Origin of the sequence: Paraburkholderia sp. CNPSo 3076 (assembly GCF_026343935.1) — a bacterium.
Classification (GTDB): Bacteria; Pseudomonadota; Gammaproteobacteria; order Burkholderiales; family Burkholderiaceae; genus Paraburkholderia; species Paraburkholderia nodosa.
On record NZ_JAPMAL010000052.1, the window covers coordinates 16,463 to 37,952 of the forward strand.

The window sequence follows — 21,490 nt, forward strand, 5'->3', positions numbered from 1 at the left end:
GAGTTTCCAACGGAGCCGAGTGTGATGACCACGCCTTCCTACCTCGATCGACTTGCGTCACTGGACACCAACATGGTTTCCGACGCACTCGACTTTCTCGGCCTGCCCGGCGCGACTTACGGCCTGCGTCCGCTTTGAGACTGCCCGAAGATCGTCGGCCGCGCCAGCACCGTCTTGCTCGGGCCGAAGCAGGACGCCAAACCCGGCGTGCACCTTATCTCGCCTGTCGTCGACGCGGTCACGACGAACGATCGCGTGCTGGTGATCGCGGGCGGCGTGGAGGGCGTTTCCTGCTGGGGCGACATCCTCGCCCACGCCGCCACGGCGAAGCGGATTCGCGGTTCGGTCATCGACGGCATGAGTCGCGATATCGATGGCAGCGAAGCGATCGGCTACCCGGTCTACGGCCGGGGCGTCACGATGATCAAGTCGCAGGGCTGTGGGCCTTGCGTGGAGCGATCGCCGGCAAGTTTCGGCGTGAAAACCGGCTCGACGTGGACTGGCGCGATACGCTCGTATGCAGCACAGGTGATATTCAACGCACTCGCCGCGACGCTCAATGAGGATGACGAAGTCATCGTCCCCCCACCGTATTGGGTGAGCTACCCCGAGATCGTGCAGTTGTGCGGCGCCCGCGCCGTGATCGTGCCATGCGGCGCGCAAAGTGGCCTCAAACTGACCGCGGATGCGCTGCACGCCGCGATTACGCCACGTACACGCTGGCTGATTCTGAATTCGCCATCCAATCCGACCGGCGCGGTTTACAGCCGTGCCGAGTTGCAGCAGCTTGCGCAAGTGCTGCTCGCCCATCCGCAGGCGCTCGTGCTTTCCGACGATGTCGTTGCGGCACGCTTGCGCCGCCATCCAGAATTTTTGCCACACGCTTGCGGAGTGACCACGATGCCTCAGGAATTTACCCGTTCGGTGTTTTCGTTCGATGTGGATGGCACGGCGCTCGAGCTTTCCGCCATCCATCGAGACGGCGACAAGGCGCCCATCGTGTTCCTTCACGGGTTCGGGTCCACGAAAGAGGACTACGCGGATATCGTGCGTTACGCGGCGTTCGAAGGGCACCCGTTCGTCGCGTACGACGCCCCGGGCTGCGGCGAAACGCAGTGTGCCGATCTCTCGAAAGTTGGCATACCGGTTTTCGTCGAGACCGCACTCGCCGTGCTCGAACAGGTCGGCTTTGGCCGCTTCCATCTCATCGGACACTCCATGGGCGGCCTGACTGCGCTCATGCTCGCCCACCGGCACCCGGAGCGCGTACTCAGCTTCGTGGATATCGAAGGCAACCTCGCGCCCGAGGACTGCTTTCTCAGCAGGCAGATCGTGGAGTATCCGCGCGCGGACGCCGAGCGCTTCTTCAGCGATTTCATCGAGCGCACGCGCCATGCACCGGCTTATGCGAGTGCGCTCGATGCCGCGAGTTTGCGCTACAAGGTCAGAGCCGAGGCGGTAGGGCCGATTTTCCGCTCGATGGTCCATCTGTCCGATAACGGCGACTTGATGCGCAAATTCCTCGGCTTGCCGTTTCCGCGCATGTTCATGTACGGGCAGCAGAACGCTTCGCTTTCGTACCTCGATCACATTCGCGAGCAGGGCGTGGCGTTGGCGGAAATTGCGGATTGCGGGCACTTCCCCATGTATTCGAACCCGGTCGCAATGTGGCGGGCCATTGCCGGATTTCAGCGACGCGTTTGACGAGCGGCGCGTTGCGTGCGAAACGACCTTACCGCTGTTACCTATGATGCGCGTTGGATAAACGCGGTCTTGTCAGCAGCAGAGCGGTCACTCGCAATGCAATGAGGTCGGCGCAAACGTTTGACATCCTCGGCTATATGGGCGTGCAGCCGTTCGCTCGCTGCCCCAGCCTAAAGTTCGCGCAGCCGTTGCCGAAATACCAGCCATGGCGCGCAAACATCCCGACTATCCCAACAAGCCTCCCATCTGGGCAGAGGCGCGCGCGCTCGAGGCGAGCATTCGCGCCATCCGCCGTGCGCAAGGCAAGAAGAACCCCGAGGACTTCCCGGCGGGAAGCCCCGAATGCACCGCTGCCATGGATGAGTTCGTGCGCGACGTCTGCCGCGCCCTCGAGATCGATATCAACACGCTCGGCAAGGACTCCGGCGACTTTTAACGCGCTGGTCGGCCGTTCGTATCCTCCACGCGCGGGAATGCGGTTTGCGCGCCCCGGAACGACCGATGACGGGTTCACGAGGTTGCGCGTGAAAACGACTCTTACGCTCGCGTTGTCGTCATGTCTCGGCGTGGCGTTGCTCACGACGCAGCCAGCGCATGGCGCAGATCCCACCCCCACCCCTACACCCGACGCCGCGCCGCCGTGCGGCAAGCTCGTGGGGACAAACGCCGCCGGCGGCTTCGCACTGCGCAGCGGCGAACCGGTCGATTTCGTCTCCGCGGGCCAGGCCACGCACGGCACGCTGCTCGTGTTCAGCGATGGACCCGTATTTCGCGCGTACTGGCAACCCGAAGGCAGCGAAGAGAAGTACGCACTCGCCAACGCGGGTCCAGACAGCGTGCGCCTCGTTTCGACGCCTCCGCAGGGCACGCCGACCCGTGGCGCCCAGCCCGGCGTTGCCACGCAGCCGTTGCAAGTGCTTTCCTGTCCGAAGCCTTAAGTCGGCCTGAATGCCGTTCCCGGTCCATATCCCACCATGTGAACCGTCCTTTCGTATCGCGCCGCGAGCGACTAGTCTTTAACGATTCCAAACGGACGGTCCGGCCCGTGACTAGCGCACCGCGCCGCGCAGCCGGCCTCGAAGGAGACAGAGATGGAGCTCGAAACCCGCACCATGGCGCGCGTGACGGCAAGGCTCGTGCCGTTCCTGATTGTTTGCTATTTCGTGGCATATCTCGATCGGGTCAACGTCGGTTTTGCGGCACTGCAGATGAACAAGGCACTCGATCTTTCCGCGAGTGCGTTCGGCTTTGGCGCAGGGATCTTCTTCATTGCCTATTTCTTCTTCGAGGTGCCGTCGAACCTGCTGCTCGAGCGTTTCGGCGCAAGGCGCTGGATCGCGCGCATCATGTTCACGTGGGGCATTATCGCGGGCGCGATGGCGTTCATTCCGGACCTCGCCAGCATCACCGGCATGTCGAACGCGCACGTATTCTATGGACTGCGTATCTTGCTCGGTATCGCCGAGGCGGGTTTCTTCCCCGGCATCATCTTTCTGCTTACGCTGTGGTTTCCCGCCAAATACCGCGCGCGCGTGGTGGGCTATTTCATGGCGGCCATTCCCTTGTCGACGGTGATTGGCGGCCCGGTTTCCGGCTCGCTGCTGTCGCTGGACGGCAGAGGGGGGCTGGCGGGCTGGCAGTGGGTCTACCTGATCGAGGCGATACCTGCGCTCGTGCTCTCTGTGTGCGTGCTGTTCTATCTGACCGACAAACCCGCCGACGCCCGCTGGCTCGCCGACGACGAGCGCCGCTGGCTCGTCGATCGCCAGGCGCAGGAGCGCCGTCATCGGGAGAAGGTGCGCACGTTCAGCGTGCTGGAGGCGCTCATCAATCCGCGCGTGCTGGCGGTGGCGCTGATCTATTTCGGTGCGAATGCAACCAATTACGGGCTCAGTTTCTTCCTGCCGCAGATCGTCAAGGCGTTCGGGCTCACGAACGTGCAGACAGGCTTCGTCACCGCGCTGCCCTACGCGGTGGGCGTCGTTTCGATGGTGCTATGGAGTCGGCATTCCGACCGCCGCCTGGAGCGCAAGCGTCACGTCGCATTTGCGCTGGCCGTCGCGGCCGCCGGTATTGCGGCTGCCGCGGGACTCGATAATCCGGTGCTCAAGATGTTGGCGCTTTCCATCGCGGGCTTCGGTATTTTCGGCTGCCTGCCGGTAATCTGGACGTTGCCGGCCGCATTCCTTTCGGGCGCGGCGGCGGCCGGCGGCATTGCCGCTGTCAATTCGCTCGGCAATCTGGCGGGTTTTTTCGGCCCCTACGCAATGGGCTGGATCAAGGACAGCACGGGCGGCTTCGGCGCGGGCCTGCTATGTCTTGCGGGAGCCGGGCTCGTGGGCGCGGGCGCGGCGCTCGTCCTCCATCACAACCCGGCGCTCGAAACGCTCGACGATTCGCCGCAAGCCGAAACGCACGGGGAGGGCGGTGTGCTGAGGCCGTGAGCGGCGCCTATACACGCTATTGGCTCATTTCAGGCGCGCCATCACAAGCGTAGTGACTTTTCGATAGACGCGCCTGGCCTGGGCCCATGCCAGCGCCAGCTCGATGAGCCGCCCGCGTGCATTGAGCACGACGATACGCGATTCGTGCCTGGTTTCGCGATCCGCCCAACGCACCTTGTAGTCGCCGTGCAGCGGCCGAAAGTCGAAATCGCGGCCATGGGCCTGGGCCCATTGCGCGATATATTCGATCAGCAGGTTCCCCACCGAAAACACACTGAACGCCTCGTCATAGGTGGTGATCAAATACTCGACGCTGCGCGCGCCGACGAGATTGACCGATGCCGCCACCGGTTGCCCGTTGACCTGCACATAGGCGACGAGCGGCAGGCCGGCCAGGTCGGTTCGCTTTGCAAGCTCGATGAAGAAGTCGCGTACGCGGTCGTCCATCAAATAGGGCGATTCGATTCCGCGCTTAAGCGCCCACTGGCGTTTGTTGGCGAATAGCCACCTCAATACGCGCTCGGTGTCCTCGGCGCTATCGCACCACCGAAAACTGACTTCGCCTTCGCGCCGCAACCGCTTCGCGCTCGAACGCAGCGCGGCGCGCAGTGTCGAGTGCCGCGTCGCGAGGAAATCGTTCCATGTGGGCGCGGCGCGCAGGTTGATCGAATAGCCGGGCATCACGCGCCAGCGCTGCGGCAGCGCGCGCTGCACCCACGACTGCGGCGCGGCGTCGAGCGCACGTTGCAGCGGGCTGCCGTTTTCGAGCATCGGGATGTGGAGCACGTCGGCGTGAATCCGCAAGACGGCCTGGACCGCCGCATCGTAAAGTTCGGCGCGCCGTGTGTCGGCGACCAGCGGGCCGCCGTATTCCTCGCCGCAGCCGCAGCCCAACGCCTCGGCCGTTCGCCACGCGCCTTTGCGCGTAATTGCAACGGGCCATAGCGCCAGGAGGTCACGAGCGTCGTGCACCGTCGCGACTTCGACCTTCGCGCCGCGCTTCAGCGCTGCCGCGACGGCAGCCTCGCAGTAGGCAAAGCTGATGAAAGGCGAATACGCCTCGGCTCCGGATAAAAGCGCACGCCATTGGGGCTCGAAGGCACGAAACGCAGCGACGGTCTCGCACGTGCGCAACTCGTACCGGAAGGATGCGGCCGGCGACGACTCGTATATCGCCACGACGGAGGTCGGCACTTGCGTCTCCTGAATGAATTCGTGGTGCTTGTGATTCAGCCTTCAAGCGAAGTGCTGAGGCGGTCCTTGGTCGTAATGCGGCGATTGCGGTCCGCGAATGTGTTGGGACGCGCGCCGCGCACGCTTTGCCAGACGACGACGTTCTCGTGGTCCTCGGGTCCGAAGCCGACTTCGTCGTGATCGTACGGAAATACGCCGGCGAACCAGCGCCGCAACTGACGGGAATCGTCGAAGACTTCGCCGCACACGGGGTTATCGTAGACGATGAAAAGATGCTCGACGGTGCCGCTCGCGAGGCCCGCTTCGAGTTTCTCGAGTAACGACGCCATCAACTCGGGTCCGAATGGATTGAACAGAAAGACGACCACGTTGCCCGACGGCACCTTCAGATCGGCGACGTTGGCGTGCAAAGCGCGAATGGGCGGCCGTTGCGGAAAGCGCCGCGCCATGACGGCCGCGTTCGCGTTCGCCGTTCTCACGAGGTCCGCGCTGATGTCGTAGCCCAGCGCCAAAGAGAACGGATACTCGGAGGCAACGATCATCGGCCGGCCTTTACCGCAACCGATGTCCATGAACGTATAGCCGGTGATATCGCCCAGGGTGTCGAGCGCGCGGCGGATGATGGTCGGCTGCGAGCCCATGTAAGGCCTGAGTTGGACCGCAAGATGGGCGTCGCGCTGCAGCGCGTTGGAATCGACCAGTCCGCTCGTGTCCGTGCCGTACTTGAGATCGATGGGGTGGCGCCGCAGGCACCCGGAGTACACCGCACGCAATACCGGAACGCGAATGCAGATGCGCCGTATCGGCGGGATGAACATGGCGCGCTGCACGCTGTCGGGCAACCGGGCCACCACATTCAGCAACGGTTGCTTGAGTGCGCGTCCGAGCGCGAATCGGGGGCCGCCGTGTGTCGTTGTTCGCATGGATCGATGCGCTGTGAACCTTCTGGATGGGGTTGCCGATCCATCATGATGGATCGGTGCGTCGCCAGGTCGCCGCCATTCATCGGTTGTATTTCGACAAAAAGGCCCGAATTCGTGGCTTACTAACGAGTGTCATATGGCTGGCGTAGGGTAGTGAGCAGAGAGCCAGATCGTCGTGGGTGGCGTGCCCTTTTTCCCCACTGTCCGGCGAAAGCGCTTTCATGGCGGCTGCCTCAATACTCTCCCTGATGTTTCCGCTTTTTTTTCCGTGCCTTAATAAGCGTTCTCGCGTGGACCGGCGGGAGTGATGCTCCGGCTTCGCAAGGTATCGGTGCAGGCGGGTCTCCAGGTTTTTGTCTACGCAATACTCAACCGGAAGAGGCGAGACGATGAACGCGCGAGTGGATGCTGAAGCGCGCCGTAAGCGGTATGCAATGCACCGCCTTGGCCTGGCAATGAAGCGGCTGATGAATGCCGAAGCAGAACCCGATAAATGGATGGCGACGCGCTGGGTGAATGCCTGGAGCGCTTCCGTCGGCGAGCGCTGGTTCGCGGCAAGCCCGTATGGCAGGCTGAGTCAGGCGGCGTTAATGCGTGCCCCGTTAAAGGGCTCGACAGGTCCCCGTAACAGGCTGAAATCGGGACGGCAATCGTCAATATGAAACAAAACGCATATTTAATTGACCAATAGGGCCGCGAAACGATATTGTCATAATTTAGACATTTCCGCGTTTACCTTGGCTCTTGCAGAATACGAAACCACCCATCCTCTGAGCGTCGAACTGGATGGCGAGAACTACGCGGGTGCTTACCGCGTCATGGCCGGAAGCGTCATCGTCTACTTCGAAAACGAAATCAAGTTCGCGCAGTATGGAACGAATCGTCCGGAGATCATCGCCCGCTGGGTGTTGACGGACCTCTGCCGTAAATCCGATTCCCGCCGGCGCAAAGCAGGCAAGCGTTGATGCGCGCATGCGCGTCGCATCGGCATGACGCCATGCGAGCATTCAGTGCGCGTTCTTGCGCAGGTTGCGAAGGTCTTCCCGTACGCGCCGCGAGACGAGCACGCTCAGATAATCCATGACACGTGCGCCTTCGCTGAACTCGGCCCACGTTTGCTCATACATCTTCGCGACGATTTCCAGCGGCGTTTGGGTTTCGGTCGCGATCGCCTTCACGACCTCTTCGGCCGCTTCCTGTTTCATCAACGCCTCCCGGGCGCATAGGCGCCCGGCCTGAGCGCACTCGTGAATGCAGGTGGACGCTATTGCGCGCTAACGGCTTTGGCTGCGACGTCGTCGCCTTTGTCGCCGTGCCATTGCGCGCGGATCTTCGTCACGACCACGGCAGGCAGCGGAATATAGTCCAGTGCCTGGATCGTCGGCTCGCCGTGCGTGAGCGCCCAGTCGAAGAACTTCAGCGTCTCAGTGTTGCGCGCCGAGTCGTCCGGTGTCGCCTGCAACAGCACGTAGGTCGCGCCCATCACGGGCCATGCGTCCTTGCCCGGCTGATTGGTGAGCACCTGAAAGAGCGAACTTGACCAGTCCGCATTCGCGGCCGCTGCGCTGAATGTCTGGATGCCCGGCTCCACGACCGCGCCCGCCGCGTTGGTCATCGCCGTGTAGGTCAGATGATTCTGCTTCGTGAAGTCCCAGGCGACATAGCCAATCGCGCCAGGCAGGTAGCCCACGAACGTGGCGACGCCCTCATTACCCTTACCGCCTATCCCCAAGGGCCAGTGAACATTGGTGCCTTCGCCGACCTTGCGTTTCCATTCGAGGCTCACCTGCGAGAGATAGTGCGTCCAGATCAGCGTCGTGCCCGAACCATCCAGACGCCGCACGACAGCGATCGGCGTGTTGGGCATCTTGATCTTCGGATTGAGTCGCACGATGGCCGGGTCGTCCCAGTACAGGATCTTGCCGAGAAAGATCTGGCCCAGCACCTCGCCGTTCAGCATCAACTGACCGGCCTTGATGCCCGGAAGATTCACAACGGGAACTACGCCGCCGATCGCGGTGGGAAACTGCCGCAATCCGTCCTTGCTCAATTGCTCGCTCGTGAGCGGGGCGTCGGAGCCGGCGAAGTCGACCGTGTGCGCGACGATCTGCTTGATACCGTCCGTGGAGCCGGTGCTGCGGTAGATCACCTTGCCGCCGCCGGACTTCTGGTAGGCGGTGGCCCAGTGGCTGTAAAGGGGGGCAGCGAGCGTACTGCCGCATCCGGTCACGTCTTCGGCGCGGGCCGACAACGTGCAAACGCCGCAAACGAGCGCGGCAATCAGGGGGCGCAATGGTCTCACGAGCCTCTCCCGTTATTCATGTTCTCTGGGAAGTCGCGGAGTCTGTCTGGTCCGCGTACTGTCAATTACAGGATGGTGACAGGCAGGATTCAAATTGAATCCTGCTATCGTGCGGCGGTTTTATGACGAAGCGTTGCGTTTGTGTGCGCGACCGGATGATAAGGATAACAAACGAAATTACCGGATCGAAAAACGGGCTAATCCGTTCGATTTCCGCAGAGGAAAACGCGTGAACGAAGCCGTATTGCCTGCAACAAATCTTTCACATAATTTCGCTAGGGTAAGCGGGATTGACCCCGAGTTCGTCTTGACAAAATGCTTGTAATTCCTTTCGGAGACGCTACAGATGGCCATCAATACCCCTCGCTCAGCATTTTGCGGCGCTTGTTTTGCCGCACGTCCTTCCCGTCTTGTTATTGCCGCTGCTTTGGTTTGCGCCAGTGCAGGTGCAGCCGCTGCCGCGCAAGACGCCAACGCGTTTTTCGGTGGTTCGGGCCTGCTCGTCGTGAGCCGCAGTGTCTACGACAACGTGTCGAGCAACGTCACCCCCGGCATGACACTGCCGCCCAATTGCAATAGTGCGCAGGCGAGCTGCCCCACGGGCGGCGCGCCCACTGACGGCACGTATCCGGCCGTCTGGAACAACGTGCTCTACGATCCGAGCTTTGGCATCACGGCGCGCATTTTCCTCGACACCATTACGCCGGGAGGCCAGGTCGTCCACACGCTGGAAGTGCCCAACAGTCTGCATCCGGGCCATGGCCACGACCAGCTCGTGACGAGCTTCAGCTCGAAGTCTGAACTCGCGCTCAACCTTTCGAGCGACGGCCGTTACCTGACGTTCATGGGCTACGTTGCTCCGGTCGACACGCTCGACGTATCGAACTCGAATACGCCGGGCGCGATCGATCCGACGAATCCCGACGGTCAGGCGTTCTATCGCGCCGTGGCGCGGCTCGATGCCGAAGGGCATTTCTCCTTTACGGAGACGAATGCATACAGCGGCAATAACGGCCGCGCCGCATTGCTCAACAATGGCAACGACAACGGCGAACGCAACGGTTTTTACTACTCGGTGGGCAACGCAGGCAACGGTTCGAATCCGCAGCCGGCAGGCGTGATTCTCGGGGCGGGGGCGCAATTCATCGAAGTGACGCACCAGCATGAGGCGCAGCAAACGCCCGGCACGCCCACGCCGCTCGCGAGCTTCTCGGTCACGCAACTCGGTGCGAAGGCCGACAAGGTGGGCAAGGACGACAACTATCGCGGGCTCACCGTCTTCAACAACGTGGTGTACTTCACGAAGGGCAGCGGCAGCAACGGCGTGAACACGGTGTACTTCGTCGACACCACGGGCAAGGCGTGTCCCTCGGGCGGCGCAGGCGTGCCGGTGGCGGGCGCGAAACTGCCATCCAATCCGCTTGCGTACGACGCTTCCACGTTGACGACCAGCGGCTTGCCGAGCAACGTATGCGTGCTCGCAGGCTTCCCGGCTACGCCGAACAAGACGGCAACGACGCTCTCGTACCCGTTCGGCCTGTGGTTCGCCAACGCGAATACGCTCTATGTGGCCGACGAGGGCGATGGCTATTCGGGCGGCACGGACCTGTATACGCACGCCGCGCAGCAGACCGGTGCGGGCCTGCAGAAGTGGGTGTACAACGCCGGAACGAAGTCGTGGAAGCTCGCGTACACACTCCAGAACGGCCTGAATCTGGGGACTTCGTACACCGTTGCAGGTTATCCGGTGGGCACGAACACCGCGACCAGCCTGCCGTGGTCGCCCGCCACGGACGGCCTGCGTAACATCACGGGCCACGTCGAGCAGGACGGTACGGTCACAATCTGGGCGATCACGTCGACAGTGAGCGGCAACGGCGACCAGGGTGCAGACCCGAATCGCCTCGTCGCCGTGCGCGACGTGCTGCGCAACACCACGGTTTCGGGCGCTGCGAACGAGCGTTTCGTGACGCTGCGCAACGCGGGCTTCGGCGAAGTGCTGCGCGGGGTGTCGCTTGCGCCGGGCGGCCCGTTCGGCAAGTGGTTCTGATCACCGCGCAGTCATGCACTAAAGGCCGGGCATGCGTAGCGCCCGGCTTTTATGTCATTGCGGCGTGCGCGCTATTGGCTGTTGAATTTCGCAACGAGCGGGCCAAACACGTCGCTTAGCGCGGTCGTGCCGAAGCGCCGCTCGCTGCGGCTCGCTTCCACGTCGATGCGGCCGGTGTTGTATACGTCGTAAAGATCGGTGATGAGCCGGCCGTGTTTCTCACTGAGTCCGGCTTTGAGAAGCATGGGGGCCCACGATTCGCGCGGCAGCACATGAGGCGTGATCGTGCGGCCGCTCGCAGCGCTCAGTGCCGCCGCAATGTCGTTCACGCTGACCCTGTGCGGTCCTTCGATGCTCACGATTCTCGGCATGCCGGACTGATGCGATTCGAGCAGCAGCGCGGCGCTCGCCGTGCCAACGTCCTGTGCGGCGACCGTGGGAAAGCGGCGCTCCAAGGGCAGATGGAGGCTCGGCAGCGTACCGGTTGCGAGCGCGCCGGGAATGAATGCCGCCCAGTTCTGCATATGTTCCGCCGAGCGCAGCAACACCAATTGCGTGGCAATGGGCTTCAGCTGCTTTTCCAGGTAGTGATACAGCCGCGTGATGCCCGTATTCAACGGCAATTCCGCGCCATAGTCGGAAATGGCGAGCAGCGTGGCGGGCGGGTTTTCGCGCAGGGCGTCGGTCGCGACGTCGATCATCGTGCGCATGGTCGTTTCGGGATCCGTATCACCGGATGGAACGGGGCATAGCAGCTGGACGGCGTGAGCGCCCTCGATCGCGGCCGCGACCGACAGCGCGTCGGTCAGATCGGCGAGCACGATTTCGCAGCCCAGCTCTGCAAGACTTTCGCCCTGGCGAGCGTGGCGCACCACGGCGCGCACGGGTTTGCCCGCACGACGCAACGCCGCGGCGGTGACCCGCCCGGCCTTTCCCGATGCTCCAAAAATCACGAACATGATCGCTTTCTCCTGGTGTGCGTGGTCTGCGTCATCGTAGGTAGACGAACGCCGCATGGCGCGCAGGAACGGATGGCGTTGCGCAGAAACGGATGATTGAATACGTCCACCATGGCGCGGTGCGCGAGCGTGGCCGTAATCCAGTAAACTGGCCGCAAACATCGCACGAATTCCCGCACGGCTTGAGCGTCGAAAAGGATTGTCATGAGCGCACTGACTGCAGATTCGAACCGGCACGCCGGAGCAAGCGTCAGCCTGCGTTCGAGCGCCGGATTGGGCTGGCATGGCGGTGGCGCCGAACTGCTGCGTGTGAGTGCGGGGCAGCATCGCTTCCCCGCGATGGCGGATCACCGCATTGGCATTCATGTCGGCACGCCGGTGCGTGCGCGATGCGCGTGCGACGGCCGCCGTCAATCGCGGCTTCAGGCGCACGGCGACGCGGATGTGGTGCCCGCCGGGGTCGAAGGCGTATGGACCGATGACGCGGACTGCACGATTCTGCGCGTGTGGTTCGACGGCCGCTTCGTGCGATCGATTGCGGAGCAGATGGAGAACCCGTGGGGTAAGCGCGAGATCCGGCCGCATCTCCAGTTGCGCGACCCGCGCATCAATTCGCTGGCGGGCGCGCTGCTGGCTGAGATCGATGCGGGAACAGCTTGCGACCCGCTATTTGCCGAAAGCATTTCCACTGCAATGGTCGTGCGGCTGCTCGGCGACACGGGCACACCAGAAGGTCGGGGCGCAGCCGTGCTTGCGGCACACAAAGCGGCGCGCGTGACCGATTACATCGAGAGCCATCTCGATCAACGCCTCACGCTCGGCGAACTCGCTGCGCTCGTCGACCTGAGCGTGCCGCATTTCAAGGCCCTGTTTCGCGAAACATTGGGTATGCCGGTGCATCAATATGTCGTGCGGCGGCGCGTCGAACGCGCGAGGGCGCTGCTCATCGCAGGCAAACTCAGCCTGAGCCAGGTGGCGCTCGAAGCGGGGTTCGCGCATCAAAGCCATATGGCGCACTGGATGACGCGGCTTCTCGGCGTCACGCCGCGCGCGTTCGCGAAGGGTTCGTGAAAGCGGCGAAATCGTGAAGCGTTGAATCGCCGCGGCTGCGCACGTTACCGGTTGACGTCCACCACGAGCCGCCCGCGCACCTGCCCGGCGAGCAGATCGCTTGCGGCCGCAATGGCCTGGGTGAGGCCGATCTCCCGCGTAATCGTGTCGAGCTGCTTCAGGTCGAGCGCCTCTCCTAGCGCGTGCCAGGCTTGCTGCCGCTGCGCAAACGGACGCGTGACGCTATTGATGCCCAGCAGGCTCACGCCGCGCAGAATGAATGGCGCGACCGTGGCGGGAAGATCCATACCTTGCGCCAGGCCGCAGGCAGCCACCGCTCCATCCGCGCGCAGGCTTGCGCAGACATTTGCCAACGTGTGGCCGCCAACCGAATCGATCGCGGCAGCCCAGCGTTCTTTTTGCAGCGGGCGGCCCGGCTCCGATAGCGAGGCGCGGTCGATGACTTCGACGGCGCCGAGCTGCTTCAGATACTCCGCTTCCTGCAGCCTGCCGGTCGACGCCACCACGCGATAGCCTCGGCGCGTGAGTAGCGCAATGGCAAAGCTGCCCACGCCGCCGCTCGCGCCTGTGACCAGCACGTCGCCGTGTGCGGGCGTGATGCCGTGCCGTTCCAGCGCGAGAATGCAGAGCATGGCCGTATAGCCGGCCGTCCCAACTGCCATCGTTTGCCGCGGCGTGAAGGCCGCCGGCAGCGGAATGAGCCAGTCGCCATTGACGCGCGCCTTCTGCGCCAGGCCGCCCCAATGTTGTTCGCCAACGCCCCAACCGTTGAGCACGACCGCGTCGCCCACCGCGTAGGCAGGGTTCGCGCTTTGCGCAACGGTCCCTGCGAAATCGATGCCCGGAACCATGGGAAAACTGCGAACGACAGGGCCTTTGCCCGTGATCGCGAGGCCGTCCTTGTAGTTCAGCGTGCTGTAGCCGACATCGACGAGCACGTCGCCTTCCGGCAGGCGCGCGTCGTCGAGTTCGGCAATGCGCGCGTCATACGATCCGGATTCCTTATCAATCAGAATGGCCTTGAACATGATGGGTGGTGCTCCTGAAACAGTGAACGGTTGGCGTTGCCGCGGCTCACGCGCGCGGCAACCCCGCGATGAAACCGCTGAAGAATGTATCGAGTGGAGCCGTGCTGCGCACGAGCCTCGCGCGCAGCACGGCGCCTTCCCAGCCAATCCAGAAGAAAGCGGCGAGTGAAGCAAGGTCGATCCGCCTGGCGAGCACGCCTTCGCGCTGGGCCTCGCGCAGGCACGCCACGATGCGTGCTTGCCAGCCCTGCAGAATGCGTTCGAGCGTTGCGCGGAAGTCGTCGGGCAGAATGTCCACCTCTACGCCGAGGTTGCCGACGAGGCAACCGCGTGTGTAGTGGTGACGGGCCATGCCTTTGCTGGCGTCTTCTACGAAGGCGCCAAGCCGCTCCAGGGCAGGGCGCGTGTCGTCCTGCAGCCAGTGGTCGAGCTTCGCGCAGAAGTACGCGTCGTACGCGGTCATCAGCTCGCGCCCGAATGCTTCCTTGCTGTCGAAGTAGTGATAGAACGAGCCTTTGGGAATGTTCACCCTCTTGAGCACGGCATCGAGCCCCGTGGCCGCGAAGCTCTGTTCGGTCAGCATTTCCATGCCGGCGCGAATGAGCGATGCACGTGTGTCGGCGTGCGCGAGCGGGTCTTTCGGCGGCCTGCCGCGGCGCGGTTTGGCGATGGTCGGTTCCATGTCGCCGATATTAGACCGATCGTCTATAAAATTCAAGCACGCAGTTGTGTTCGGGCCGCTAGTGGGCCAGCGCTTCCAGTTCTCCCCGCAGCACGCCCCACAACGTGCGGGCGGCCAACACGAGCAGCAGTGGCGTGACCGTCGCGAGCAGAAAGATCGCGATGCCGTGCGTGATGGGGCCCGGGGCGTGGTCGGCGTAACGCTCGGCGCAACTCACCGAGCCCGCGAGCGGCACGCTCAAGTCGGCAAGCGGGATAGGCAGCAGAAGCAGGCTGATGAACAGGGTCCCAAAGAGATTGCCCGCAATGGGATGATTGAATTCGGCTTTCACGGCATCGGGGCCGGTGACCCATTTCATGGCGTAGCCGAAGCCGATCATCAGGAACGCCAGCACGGCGAGCACGCCGATCAACTGGGCGATCCACAGCGGCATGCCGTACATGCGATGCGCGAGGCGCCATGCCGACGAGAGCCCGGCAAGCCCCATGACCGAGCCGAACAGCGCGACGGGCAGGTAACCGAGTTGTCCGGCTTGCGCGGTCGCCTTCGGGCTGCCATACGAGGCCGGCGCACGGTGATGCGGCGATCTTCGCGCGCCAGCAGCGCGATCCCGAGTATGTGGTCGTGCGCGAGCTGCCGGTGGGCAAGCGCGGCGACGCGGTGGCTTAATCGCGCAGGACCGAATTTACGCGGCTGGAGATCGAATCAGGATGCCTGAGCGCCCCTTGCGTTGGCGGTACGGCGGCCGAAAGCCTGGCGGACCCAACTTTGCGCGTTCACCACCAGCAGGCCGAGCAGCACGAGCGCCGAGCCAAACAGGAACGCGGGCTCCACGCGCTCGTGCAGCAGCACGACGCCGAACGCCACGCCGAACAGCGGCGTCATGAACGACAGAATGCCGAGGCGCGCGGCCAGATAGCGGCGCAGCAGCCAGAACCACACGAGATAGCTCACGAACGAGACGAGCAGGGTCTGGAATGCGATAGAGGCCAGGGCGAGCGGCGTGGCGTGAAAGTGCGCCTGGCCGGTCAGGAACGCAAACGGCACCAGCACGACGAAAGCGCCCGCCAGTTGATAGAAGAGCGTTTGCGTGGCGGGCGCCTCGCTCAGGCGGCTCGTCCGCACGACGACGGTGGTGAGCCCCCACGCCGCGCCTGCACAAAGACCCATGAAGTCCCCGAGCAACCACAACGGCGAGCCCGGTATGTCGGCGCCCAGCAGCGCGGGGCCGAGGAACGTGATGGCGATGCCCGTGAAGGCGATGGCAATGCCGCCCCATTGGAACCGCGCAAGGCGTTCGTCGGGCAGGCGCACATGCAGGCCGATTGCGGCGAACATCGGCGCGGTATAGAGAAACACGGCCATGTGCGAGGCGTTGGTCCAGCGCAGGCCCATGGCCACGAACACGAATTCGAGCGCGAACAGGCCGCCTGTGACGAGCCCCGCGCCACGCGCCACGCCAGGCAGCCAGCGCTCGCGCGAAACGAGTTGGTTGAAGAGCCACACGAGTGCCGCCGCCACGCCCGAACGCAGCCCGATCTGCAGCATGGGCGGGATGTCCCCGGCCACCGCCTTGATCGCGACCTGTTGCAGACCCCATGCGAGGCAGAGCGCCACCATGATGGCCACGGCCGTTGCGTCGACTTGCTTTCTCATTGCGGGCTCACTGATTTGAAGGATTCGGCTGAAGTTTGGTGGCCGTGGGCGTAGTATTGATGCGTCGGGATGCGCGCATATAGCGCAAAACTGACAATCGATAGCCCCAGACCGCCATGCCCAAATCACCCGACCGTGCTCGCCCGGCGCGCTACCTGCGCCTGCCGCCCTTCACCGACGTGCTGCCCACGCCCGTGTTCTTCCGCATGGAGCACATGCCTTCGCACGCCACCTATCCGCAGATGTGCCACCCGTGGGGCGAGTTCGTCTACGCGTTCAGCGGCACGACCGAGGTGAAGGCGGGGGACGAGCACTACATCACGCCGCCGCATCTTGGGCTCTGGATCGCACCGGGCACCGAGCACGTGGGCTTCAACGAGCAGGAGACCGTGCATTGCTCGGTGTACATTAGCCGCGACCTGTGCACGCGCATGCCGGCGACGAGCTGCGCGGTGATGGTGTCGCCGCTCGTGCGCGCAATCCTCGAGCATCTGCGCGTGACGCCCGCGCAGGAGGAGGGCGAGGTGCAGCGCGCGCGTCTGTTGCGCGTGCTCGTGGATCAGCTGTCGACCTGCGCGACCACGGGCAGCTTCGTGCCGCATACCGAAGACGCCGATCTCAACGCGATCCTTCAGGTGCTGCGCCAGAATCCCGCCGACAATCGCTCGCTTGCTGAGCTCGCCGATGCGTTTCACATGAGCGAGCGCACGCTCATGCGCCGCGCGCAAAACGAGCTGGGCATGTCGTTGACGGAATGGCGCCAGCGCATCCGGCTCGTCAACGCGCTGCCGATGCTGCATGCGGGGCGCAGCGTCGAGGCCGTGGCGCTGGATCTGGGGTACGCCACGTCGTCGGCGTTCATCGCAATGTTCCGACGATTGACGGGCACGAGTCCCGGGCAGTTCGTGGCGCGTACGCGTTGAGCATAGGGCTGCGCGCAACGATTACCAAACCTCACGAAACCCCACAAAACCCTAAAGATTCCCCGTGCGCGCGCCGTTAGAGCAGGCATGAAAGCCCTACTCACCCAAACCGACGCACGCTTCATCCTGTCGATTGCCCTCGAGCTGGCCGAGAGCCAGGCCGCCGCGGCCGGGGTTCAGCTCGAATCGGCGGCAGGATCGGCGATTACCGACGACGTGATCGTCGCCACACTCTCGCAGTTCGCACCGACCGTGACGATCGACGAGTTTTATGGCCTGCTGGACCGGCCCGAGGTGCTGCACTGAGCGGCGGCGCGGCCGAAAATAAAGGGTGCTCATGGCATGAGCACCCGCGATTTCGTTGCGCCAGCAACGAAGCTTTAGATTATTAGAACTTCTGACGCAAGCCCACGCTCACAATGGCTTGCGACTGCGTGGCCGACGAGTGGCCGTTGCCCTTGTCGGACACCGAAGCGGTTGCCGCGACCGGATTGCCGGCGGCGTCGAGCGTCATGCCCGATGCATGCTGGTAGCCCGCGAGCAGATACACCGTCGAGCGCGTCGAGAGATCGTAGGTCGCGCCCACCGAAACGTTGTGGTACTGCGCGTCCTGATCCACGCCTTCCACGGCGCTGCCACGCGTATAGCTGTAGCCCGCGAACAGATGCGTGCGCGGCTGCACGTTCCACTGCGTGAAAATGCCCGCGATATTGAAGATCGCATTGCCCGAGAACAGCGAATTCGCGCCCGAGCGATATTGCACGTTGCTGTAGTTCACGCCGACCACGGCGGGACCGAAGTCCCACGTCGCGCCCGCCGCCACCACCTGCTGCGATTGCGCGCTCGCATAGCCTTCGTTGATCGACGAGTTGAACGTGCCGTCGTACGTGCCTTGCCACTTGCCGTAGGTGGAATCGTCCAGGCCGGTCTTGCTGTTGTCCGAACGCTCATACCCAACGCCCATGCGCAGCGGGCCGTTTGCGTAGCCCGCGCCCACGCTCCAGGTGTTCTTGCGCTTCATGCTGCCTGCCTGGCCGCCGAAACCGTACAGCGCGCCGAACGTGAAACCCGCGTAATTCGCGCTCGTGTACTTGATCGAGTTGTCCACGCGCGTGGTCTGGTCGAGGTCGTCGATGTCGCCCGGATGCGCGCCGAAGCCGCCGATGTAGTTCACGGGCGCGACCGGCCCGACGAAGTCGTCGAGCGAGGTGTACTGGCGGCCCATGGTGAGCGAGCCGTAACGCTGGTCGGAGAGGCCCACGAAGGCCTGGCGGCCGAACAGGCGCCCGCTCTGGCCCGAGGTGCCGTTCGTGATGTCGAAGCCGTCTTCAAGCAGGAAGATGGCCGCGAGCCCGTTGCCCAGATCTTCCTTGCCCTTGATGCCCCAGCGGCTGCCCGAGAGGTTGCCGGTGGAGAGGCCCACGTTCGAATGGCCCGTGTAGGCGCCGTTGGTGCCGGTGCGCTCGTTGCTGCGATACGTGATGCCGGCATCGGCGATGCCATACAGCGTGACCGACCCTTGCGCCGAGGCGATGCCGGCGAGCGAGAACAGAACTGGTGCGGCGAGCAGGTGTTTTCTCATCATTTGTTGTTTCAACGTCTAAAGATCGCCTGGTGAGCGATTTCTGGTTATGCGCGCACGCGCCTGCGGTCTCGCGAACGAGACGGCAGGCGTGAAACGCGGGGGAGGGTAAAGGGCGGCGCGGGGCGCGTTAGCGCTTGAGCGAGGCGCCCGGCGGCAGCGCCGGCGTGCTCACGGTGACGGTCTTGCGGACCTTCGCGACGTCTGCGGCGCTCACTGGCGCGCCAGCGTTGCCCCAGCTCGCACGCACGAAGGTGGACACGTCGGCCACTTCCTGGTCGGACAGACGCCAGGCGAACGGCGGCATCGTAAACGACGAGGGCGCGGATTGCGTGCCTTCGAGCGCGCTGCCTGCGAGCAGCACGTGAATCAGCGAAGTGGGGTCCTTGCCCTGCACGACCGGGTTGCCGCCGAGCGCGGGGAATACGCGCGTGTAGCCGCGTCCGTCGCTGCGGTGGCAGGCCATGCAGTTGTCGCGATAGACCGCTGCGCCGCGTGCGCTCGCGTCGCCGTTTTGCAGCTTGCGCGCGGCGGCGGGATCGTAGGCATACGCGGTTTCCTTCGGGTCAGTGGAGGGCAGCGTCTTGAGGTAGCGCGCGATGGCGAGCAGGTCCGCGTCGTTCATGTGCTGCATGCTGTGCTGAACCACGTCGGTCATGCCGCCGAAGGCGGCAGTATGCAGATTGCGCCCCGACTTGAGGAACTGCACGATGTCGTCCTCGTTCCAGCCGCCTAAGCCCGTGCGCGCGTTGCCGCGCAGGCTGGAGGGGACCCAGCCGTCGATCGGGCCGCCGCCCGCGAGGAAATCGTCGCCTTCGAGGTCGGTGAGCGCAAGCTCCTGCATCGTGCGTGCTCGCGGAGTGTGGCACGCGCCGCAGTGGCCGAGGCCCTGCACGAGATAGGCGCCGCGCGCGACGATCGCATCGTTGTAATGCGAGCCGTCGAAAGTCTGAACCTTCGGCGCGAACAGCACGCGCCAGGCGCCGAGCGGCCAGCGCATCGAGAGCGGCCAGGGAATGTCCACGGCGCGGTTCTGTGCCCGCACGGGCCCGACGCCGTGCATGAAGTACGCATAGAGCGCCTTCATGTCGTCGTCGCTCAGACGTGCGTACGAGGGGTAGGGCATCGCGGGGTAGAGCGTTTCGCCATTCGGACGCACGCCCTGGCGCACGGCTTTGGCGAAGTCGTCGTAGTGCCACTTGCCGATGCCCGTGTTCGCGTCGGGCGTGATGTTGGTCGAGTAGATCGCGCCGATCGGCGTGTCGAACTTCAGGCCGCCCGCGAAGGGCTTGCCGCCCTGTATGGTGTGGCAGGCAATGCAGTCGCCGGCGCGCGCGAGGTATTCGCCATGCGCGACGAGCGCGGCGTTCGGCAGGTCGGCCGCGCATGCCGCTTGCGCCGTGAATGACGCTAGGGCCGCGAAGGCCGCGGCCGCAATCGTTGCGCGTGCAACGTTCTCGCGCAGGGAAAAATTGTTCTTCTTCATGCGGCTCTTCACACGCTCACCAGGGGGCCGGGGTTCTTCAGATACTGGTTGCGAATGGCTTTCGCGCTCCAGTAAGCGAGGGCGGCGACGAGGCCGGTCGGGTTGTAGCCGATCCCCTGCGGGAACGCGGAGGCGCCCATCACGAACACGTTGGGCACATCCCAGCACTGCAGATAGCGGTTGATGACGCTGGTGTTCGGGTCGGTGCCCATCACGGCCCCGCCCACGAGGTGAGTGGTCTGATAGCGGCGCGAGTCGAAGTGCGCGCCGAACTCGCGCGTGTAGACGTTGATGGCCTTCGGGCCCATCGCCTCGGCGATCTTCTGCATCTGGCCCGTCACGTACTGCGCCATCTTGATGTCGTTGTCCTTCCAGTCGAAGGTCATACGCAGGAGCGGCTGGCCGTACGAGTCGCGATAGGTCGGATCGAGGTCGAGGTACACGTCGCGGTACGACATGTTGGAGCCGTGCGCGTCCATCGAAATGGTGTGCGCGTAGTGATCCTTCACGGCTTTTTTCCACCCGGCGCCCCAGTCTGGCGTGCCCGCGGGCGTGGCGATGCCGCTGATCGGCTTCACGCCTGCCTGGTTCACCCACAGCGGCGAGCCGCCCACGAAGCCGAGCGGGCCGTGGTCGAAGTTGTCGGCGTTGAAGTCGTCCACGGCCACGCCGTTGCCGCCCGCGCCGATGAACGGGTTCGTCCACGTGTCCTTGTCGAAGAACGCCGTGATGGTCGAGAGGTTCTGGTACGCGAAGTTGCGGCCCACCACGCCCTCGCCAGAAACCGGGTCATAGGGCTTGCCGATGCCCGAGAGCAGCAGCAGGTGCACGTTGTGATACTGGAACGCCGAGACGATCACGAGGTCTGCGCTCTGGAACACTTCCTGGCCCGCCGGATCGATATACGTCACGCCCGTGGCGCGCTTTCTGGTGTCGTCGAGTTCGACGCGCAGCACGTGGCATTTCGAGCGCAGCTCGAAGTGCTTTTCCTGCTTGAGCGCGGGCAGGATGTTGAGGTTCGGCGAAGCCTTCGAGTACATGTAGCACGCGTAGCCGCTGCAGAAGCCACAGAAGTTGCACGGGCCCATCTGCACGCCGTAGGGGTTCGTGTACGGCCCCGAAGTGTTCGCCGAAGGCAGGCGGTAGGGATGCAGCCCGAGCGACTTCGACGCGTCGAAGAAGCGCTGTGCCGAATACGTATTCAGTTGCGCGGGCAACGGGAAATTGTCGCTGCGGGCGGCTTCGAACACATTGCCGTCGCCGACCACGTTGCCCTTCACCTTGTACGCCTGGCCCGACGTGCCGAATACCTTCTCCGCGAAGTCGAAGTGCGGCTCCAGTTCGTCGTAAGTGACGCCATAATCCTGGATCGTCATGCCTTCGGGGATGAACTTCTTGCCGTAGCGCTCTTCGTAGTGGCTCTTCAGGCGCAGTTCTTCCGGCGTGATGCGGAAATGCACGCCCGACCAGTGCAGGCCCGCGCCGC

22 protein-coding genes and 2 pseudogenes are annotated in these 21,490 nt (G+C 63.9%); 12 read left to right on the forward strand and 12 right to left on the reverse strand.

The window, feature by feature from the left end; translation table 11 throughout:
• Positions 1–24 precede the first annotated feature (24 nt).
• From M3A49_RS38460 to M3A49_RS38485, 6 genes and pseudogenes are all read left to right on the forward strand, one after another.
• Positions 25–435 (forward strand): annotated as a pseudogene (locus M3A49_RS38460) (RraA family protein); the annotation flags it as partial.
• A pseudogene (locus M3A49_RS38465) lies at positions 426–840 on the forward strand (aminotransferase class I/II-fold pyridoxal phosphate-dependent enzyme); the annotation flags it as partial. The pseudogenes M3A49_RS38460 and M3A49_RS38465, both read left to right, overlap by 10 nt.
• Positions 841–900: 60 nt before the next feature.
• Entirely contained in the window at positions 901–1,704 is an 804-nt protein-coding gene (locus M3A49_RS38470; protein ID WP_266233514.1) for an alpha/beta fold hydrolase, read from the forward strand.
• A gap of 205 nt (positions 1,705–1,909) precedes the next feature.
• Positions 1,910–2,140, forward strand: a complete 231-nt coding sequence (locus M3A49_RS38475; protein ID WP_035514788.1) for a hypothetical protein — start codon at positions 1,910–1,912, stop codon at positions 2,138–2,140.
• A gap of 88 nt (positions 2,141–2,228) precedes the next feature.
• Entirely contained in the window at positions 2,229–2,642 is a 414-nt protein-coding gene (locus tag M3A49_RS38480) for a hypothetical protein (protein WP_416339100.1), read from the forward strand.
• A 153-nt stretch (positions 2,643–2,795) separates the two neighbouring features.
• Complete coding sequence (locus M3A49_RS38485; protein ID WP_254355082.1) at positions 2,796–4,148, forward strand: MFS transporter; 1,353 nt, start codon at positions 2,796–2,798, stop codon at positions 4,146–4,148.
• Positions 4,149–4,172: 24 nt separating this feature from the next.
• On the opposite strand, the gene M3A49_RS38490 is transcribed toward M3A49_RS38485, so the two are convergent.
• Together M3A49_RS38490 and M3A49_RS38495 are read right to left on the reverse strand one after the other, a co-directional pair.
• The gene (locus M3A49_RS38490) at positions 4,173–5,342 is read right to left on the reverse strand and encodes a GNAT family N-acetyltransferase (RefSeq protein ID WP_266233496.1); all 1,170 of its coding nucleotides are present in this window, start codon (positions 5,340–5,342) and stop codon (positions 4,173–4,175) included.
• 35 nt (positions 5,343–5,377) lie between these two features.
• Entirely contained in the window at positions 5,378–6,265 is an 888-nt protein-coding gene (locus tag M3A49_RS38495; protein WP_266233497.1) for a class I SAM-dependent methyltransferase, read from the reverse strand.
• Between the two features lie 389 nt (positions 6,266–6,654).
• Here M3A49_RS38495 and M3A49_RS38500 point away from each other — a divergent pair, with 389 nt between their 5' ends.
• Together M3A49_RS38500 and M3A49_RS38505 are read left to right on the forward strand one after the other, a co-directional pair.
• Positions 6,655–6,927, forward strand: a complete 273-nt coding sequence (locus M3A49_RS38500) for a hypothetical protein (RefSeq protein WP_266233498.1) — start codon at positions 6,655–6,657, stop codon at positions 6,925–6,927.
• 75 nt (positions 6,928–7,002) lie between these two features.
• Complete coding sequence (locus tag M3A49_RS38505) at positions 7,003–7,230, forward strand: hypothetical protein (protein ID WP_266233499.1); 228 nt, start codon at positions 7,003–7,005, stop codon at positions 7,228–7,230.
• Between the two features lie 42 nt (positions 7,231–7,272).
• Here M3A49_RS38505 and M3A49_RS38510 read toward each other — a convergent pair whose 3' ends face one another.
• Together M3A49_RS38510 and pstS are read right to left on the reverse strand one after the other, a co-directional pair.
• Positions 7,273–7,470, reverse strand: a complete 198-nt coding sequence (locus tag M3A49_RS38510) for a DUF3562 domain-containing protein (protein ID WP_266233500.1) — start codon at positions 7,468–7,470, stop codon at positions 7,273–7,275.
• Positions 7,471–7,529: 59 nt separating this feature from the next.
• Complete coding sequence (gene pstS / locus M3A49_RS38515; RefSeq protein ID WP_266233501.1) at positions 7,530–8,567, reverse strand: phosphate ABC transporter substrate-binding protein PstS; 1,038 nt, start codon at positions 8,565–8,567, stop codon at positions 7,530–7,532.
• A 505-nt stretch (positions 8,568–9,072) separates the two neighbouring features.
• Between pstS and M3A49_RS38520 the strand changes: the two genes are divergently transcribed.
• Positions 9,073–10,617: a hypothetical protein gene (locus tag M3A49_RS38520; RefSeq protein WP_266233502.1), complete on the forward strand. Its 1,545-nt coding sequence runs from the start codon at positions 9,073–9,075 to the stop codon at positions 10,615–10,617.
• Between the two features lie 71 nt (positions 10,618–10,688).
• On the opposite strand, the gene M3A49_RS38525 is transcribed toward M3A49_RS38520, so the two are convergent.
• On the reverse strand, positions 10,689–11,576 hold the full coding sequence (locus M3A49_RS38525; RefSeq protein ID WP_266233503.1) for an NAD(P)H-binding protein: 888 nt from the start codon (positions 11,574–11,576) through the stop codon (positions 10,689–10,691).
• A 204-nt stretch (positions 11,577–11,780) separates the two neighbouring features.
• On the opposite strand from M3A49_RS38525, the gene M3A49_RS38530 reads away from it, so the two are divergent.
• Positions 11,781–12,647 (forward strand): helix-turn-helix transcriptional regulator, encoded by an 867-nt coding sequence (locus tag M3A49_RS38530; protein ID WP_266233504.1) that lies wholly within the window; start codon positions 11,781–11,783, stop codon positions 12,645–12,647.
• A 44-nt stretch (positions 12,648–12,691) separates the two neighbouring features.
• Here M3A49_RS38530 and M3A49_RS38535 read toward each other — a convergent pair whose 3' ends face one another.
• Genes M3A49_RS38535 through M3A49_RS38550 form a run of 4 tightly spaced genes read right to left on the reverse strand, consistent with a single transcriptional unit; the run spans position 12,692 to position 16,013 of the window.
• On the reverse strand, positions 12,692–13,675 hold the full coding sequence (locus tag M3A49_RS38535) for an MDR family oxidoreductase (protein ID WP_266233505.1): 984 nt from the start codon (positions 13,673–13,675) through the stop codon (positions 12,692–12,694).
• Positions 13,676–13,721: 46 nt separating this feature from the next.
• Entirely contained in the window at positions 13,722–14,357 is a 636-nt protein-coding gene (locus M3A49_RS38540) for a TetR/AcrR family transcriptional regulator (RefSeq protein ID WP_266233506.1), read from the reverse strand.
• A gap of 58 nt (positions 14,358–14,415) precedes the next feature.
• Positions 14,416–15,042 (reverse strand): hypothetical protein, encoded by a 627-nt coding sequence (locus tag M3A49_RS38545; RefSeq protein WP_323183489.1) that lies wholly within the window; start codon positions 15,040–15,042, stop codon positions 14,416–14,418.
• A gap of 20 nt (positions 15,043–15,062) precedes the next feature.
• Entirely contained in the window at positions 15,063–16,013 is a 951-nt protein-coding gene (locus M3A49_RS38550; protein ID WP_266233507.1) for a DMT family transporter, read from the reverse strand.
• Between the two features lie 116 nt (positions 16,014–16,129).
• Between M3A49_RS38550 and M3A49_RS38555 the strand changes: the two genes are divergently transcribed.
• Together M3A49_RS38555 and M3A49_RS38560 are read left to right on the forward strand one after the other, a co-directional pair.
• Positions 16,130–16,936: an AraC family transcriptional regulator gene (locus M3A49_RS38555; RefSeq protein ID WP_254355069.1), complete on the forward strand. Its 807-nt coding sequence runs from the start codon at positions 16,130–16,132 to the stop codon at positions 16,934–16,936.
• A gap of 87 nt (positions 16,937–17,023) precedes the next feature.
• Positions 17,024–17,242: a hypothetical protein gene (locus M3A49_RS38560; RefSeq protein WP_028207581.1), complete on the forward strand. Its 219-nt coding sequence runs from the start codon at positions 17,024–17,026 to the stop codon at positions 17,240–17,242.
• Between the two features lie 82 nt (positions 17,243–17,324).
• On the opposite strand, the gene M3A49_RS38565 is transcribed toward M3A49_RS38560, so the two are convergent.
• The 3 genes from M3A49_RS38565 to M3A49_RS38575 all read right to left on the reverse strand — a co-directional run.
• Positions 17,325–18,518 carry a porin gene (locus M3A49_RS38565; RefSeq protein WP_323183490.1) on the reverse strand — a complete coding sequence of 398 codons (1,194 nt, stop codon included), beginning with the start codon at positions 18,516–18,518 and terminating at the stop codon, positions 17,325–17,327.
• A 130-nt stretch (positions 18,519–18,648) separates the two neighbouring features.
• The gene (locus M3A49_RS38570; RefSeq protein ID WP_266233509.1) at positions 18,649–20,004 is read right to left on the reverse strand and encodes a cytochrome c; all 1,356 of its coding nucleotides are present in this window, start codon (positions 20,002–20,004) and stop codon (positions 18,649–18,651) included.
• An 8-nt stretch (positions 20,005–20,012) separates the two neighbouring features.
• Positions 20,013–21,490 (reverse strand): GMC family oxidoreductase (locus tag M3A49_RS38575; protein ID WP_266233510.1); only part of this gene is annotated, 1,478 nt, incomplete at its 5' end.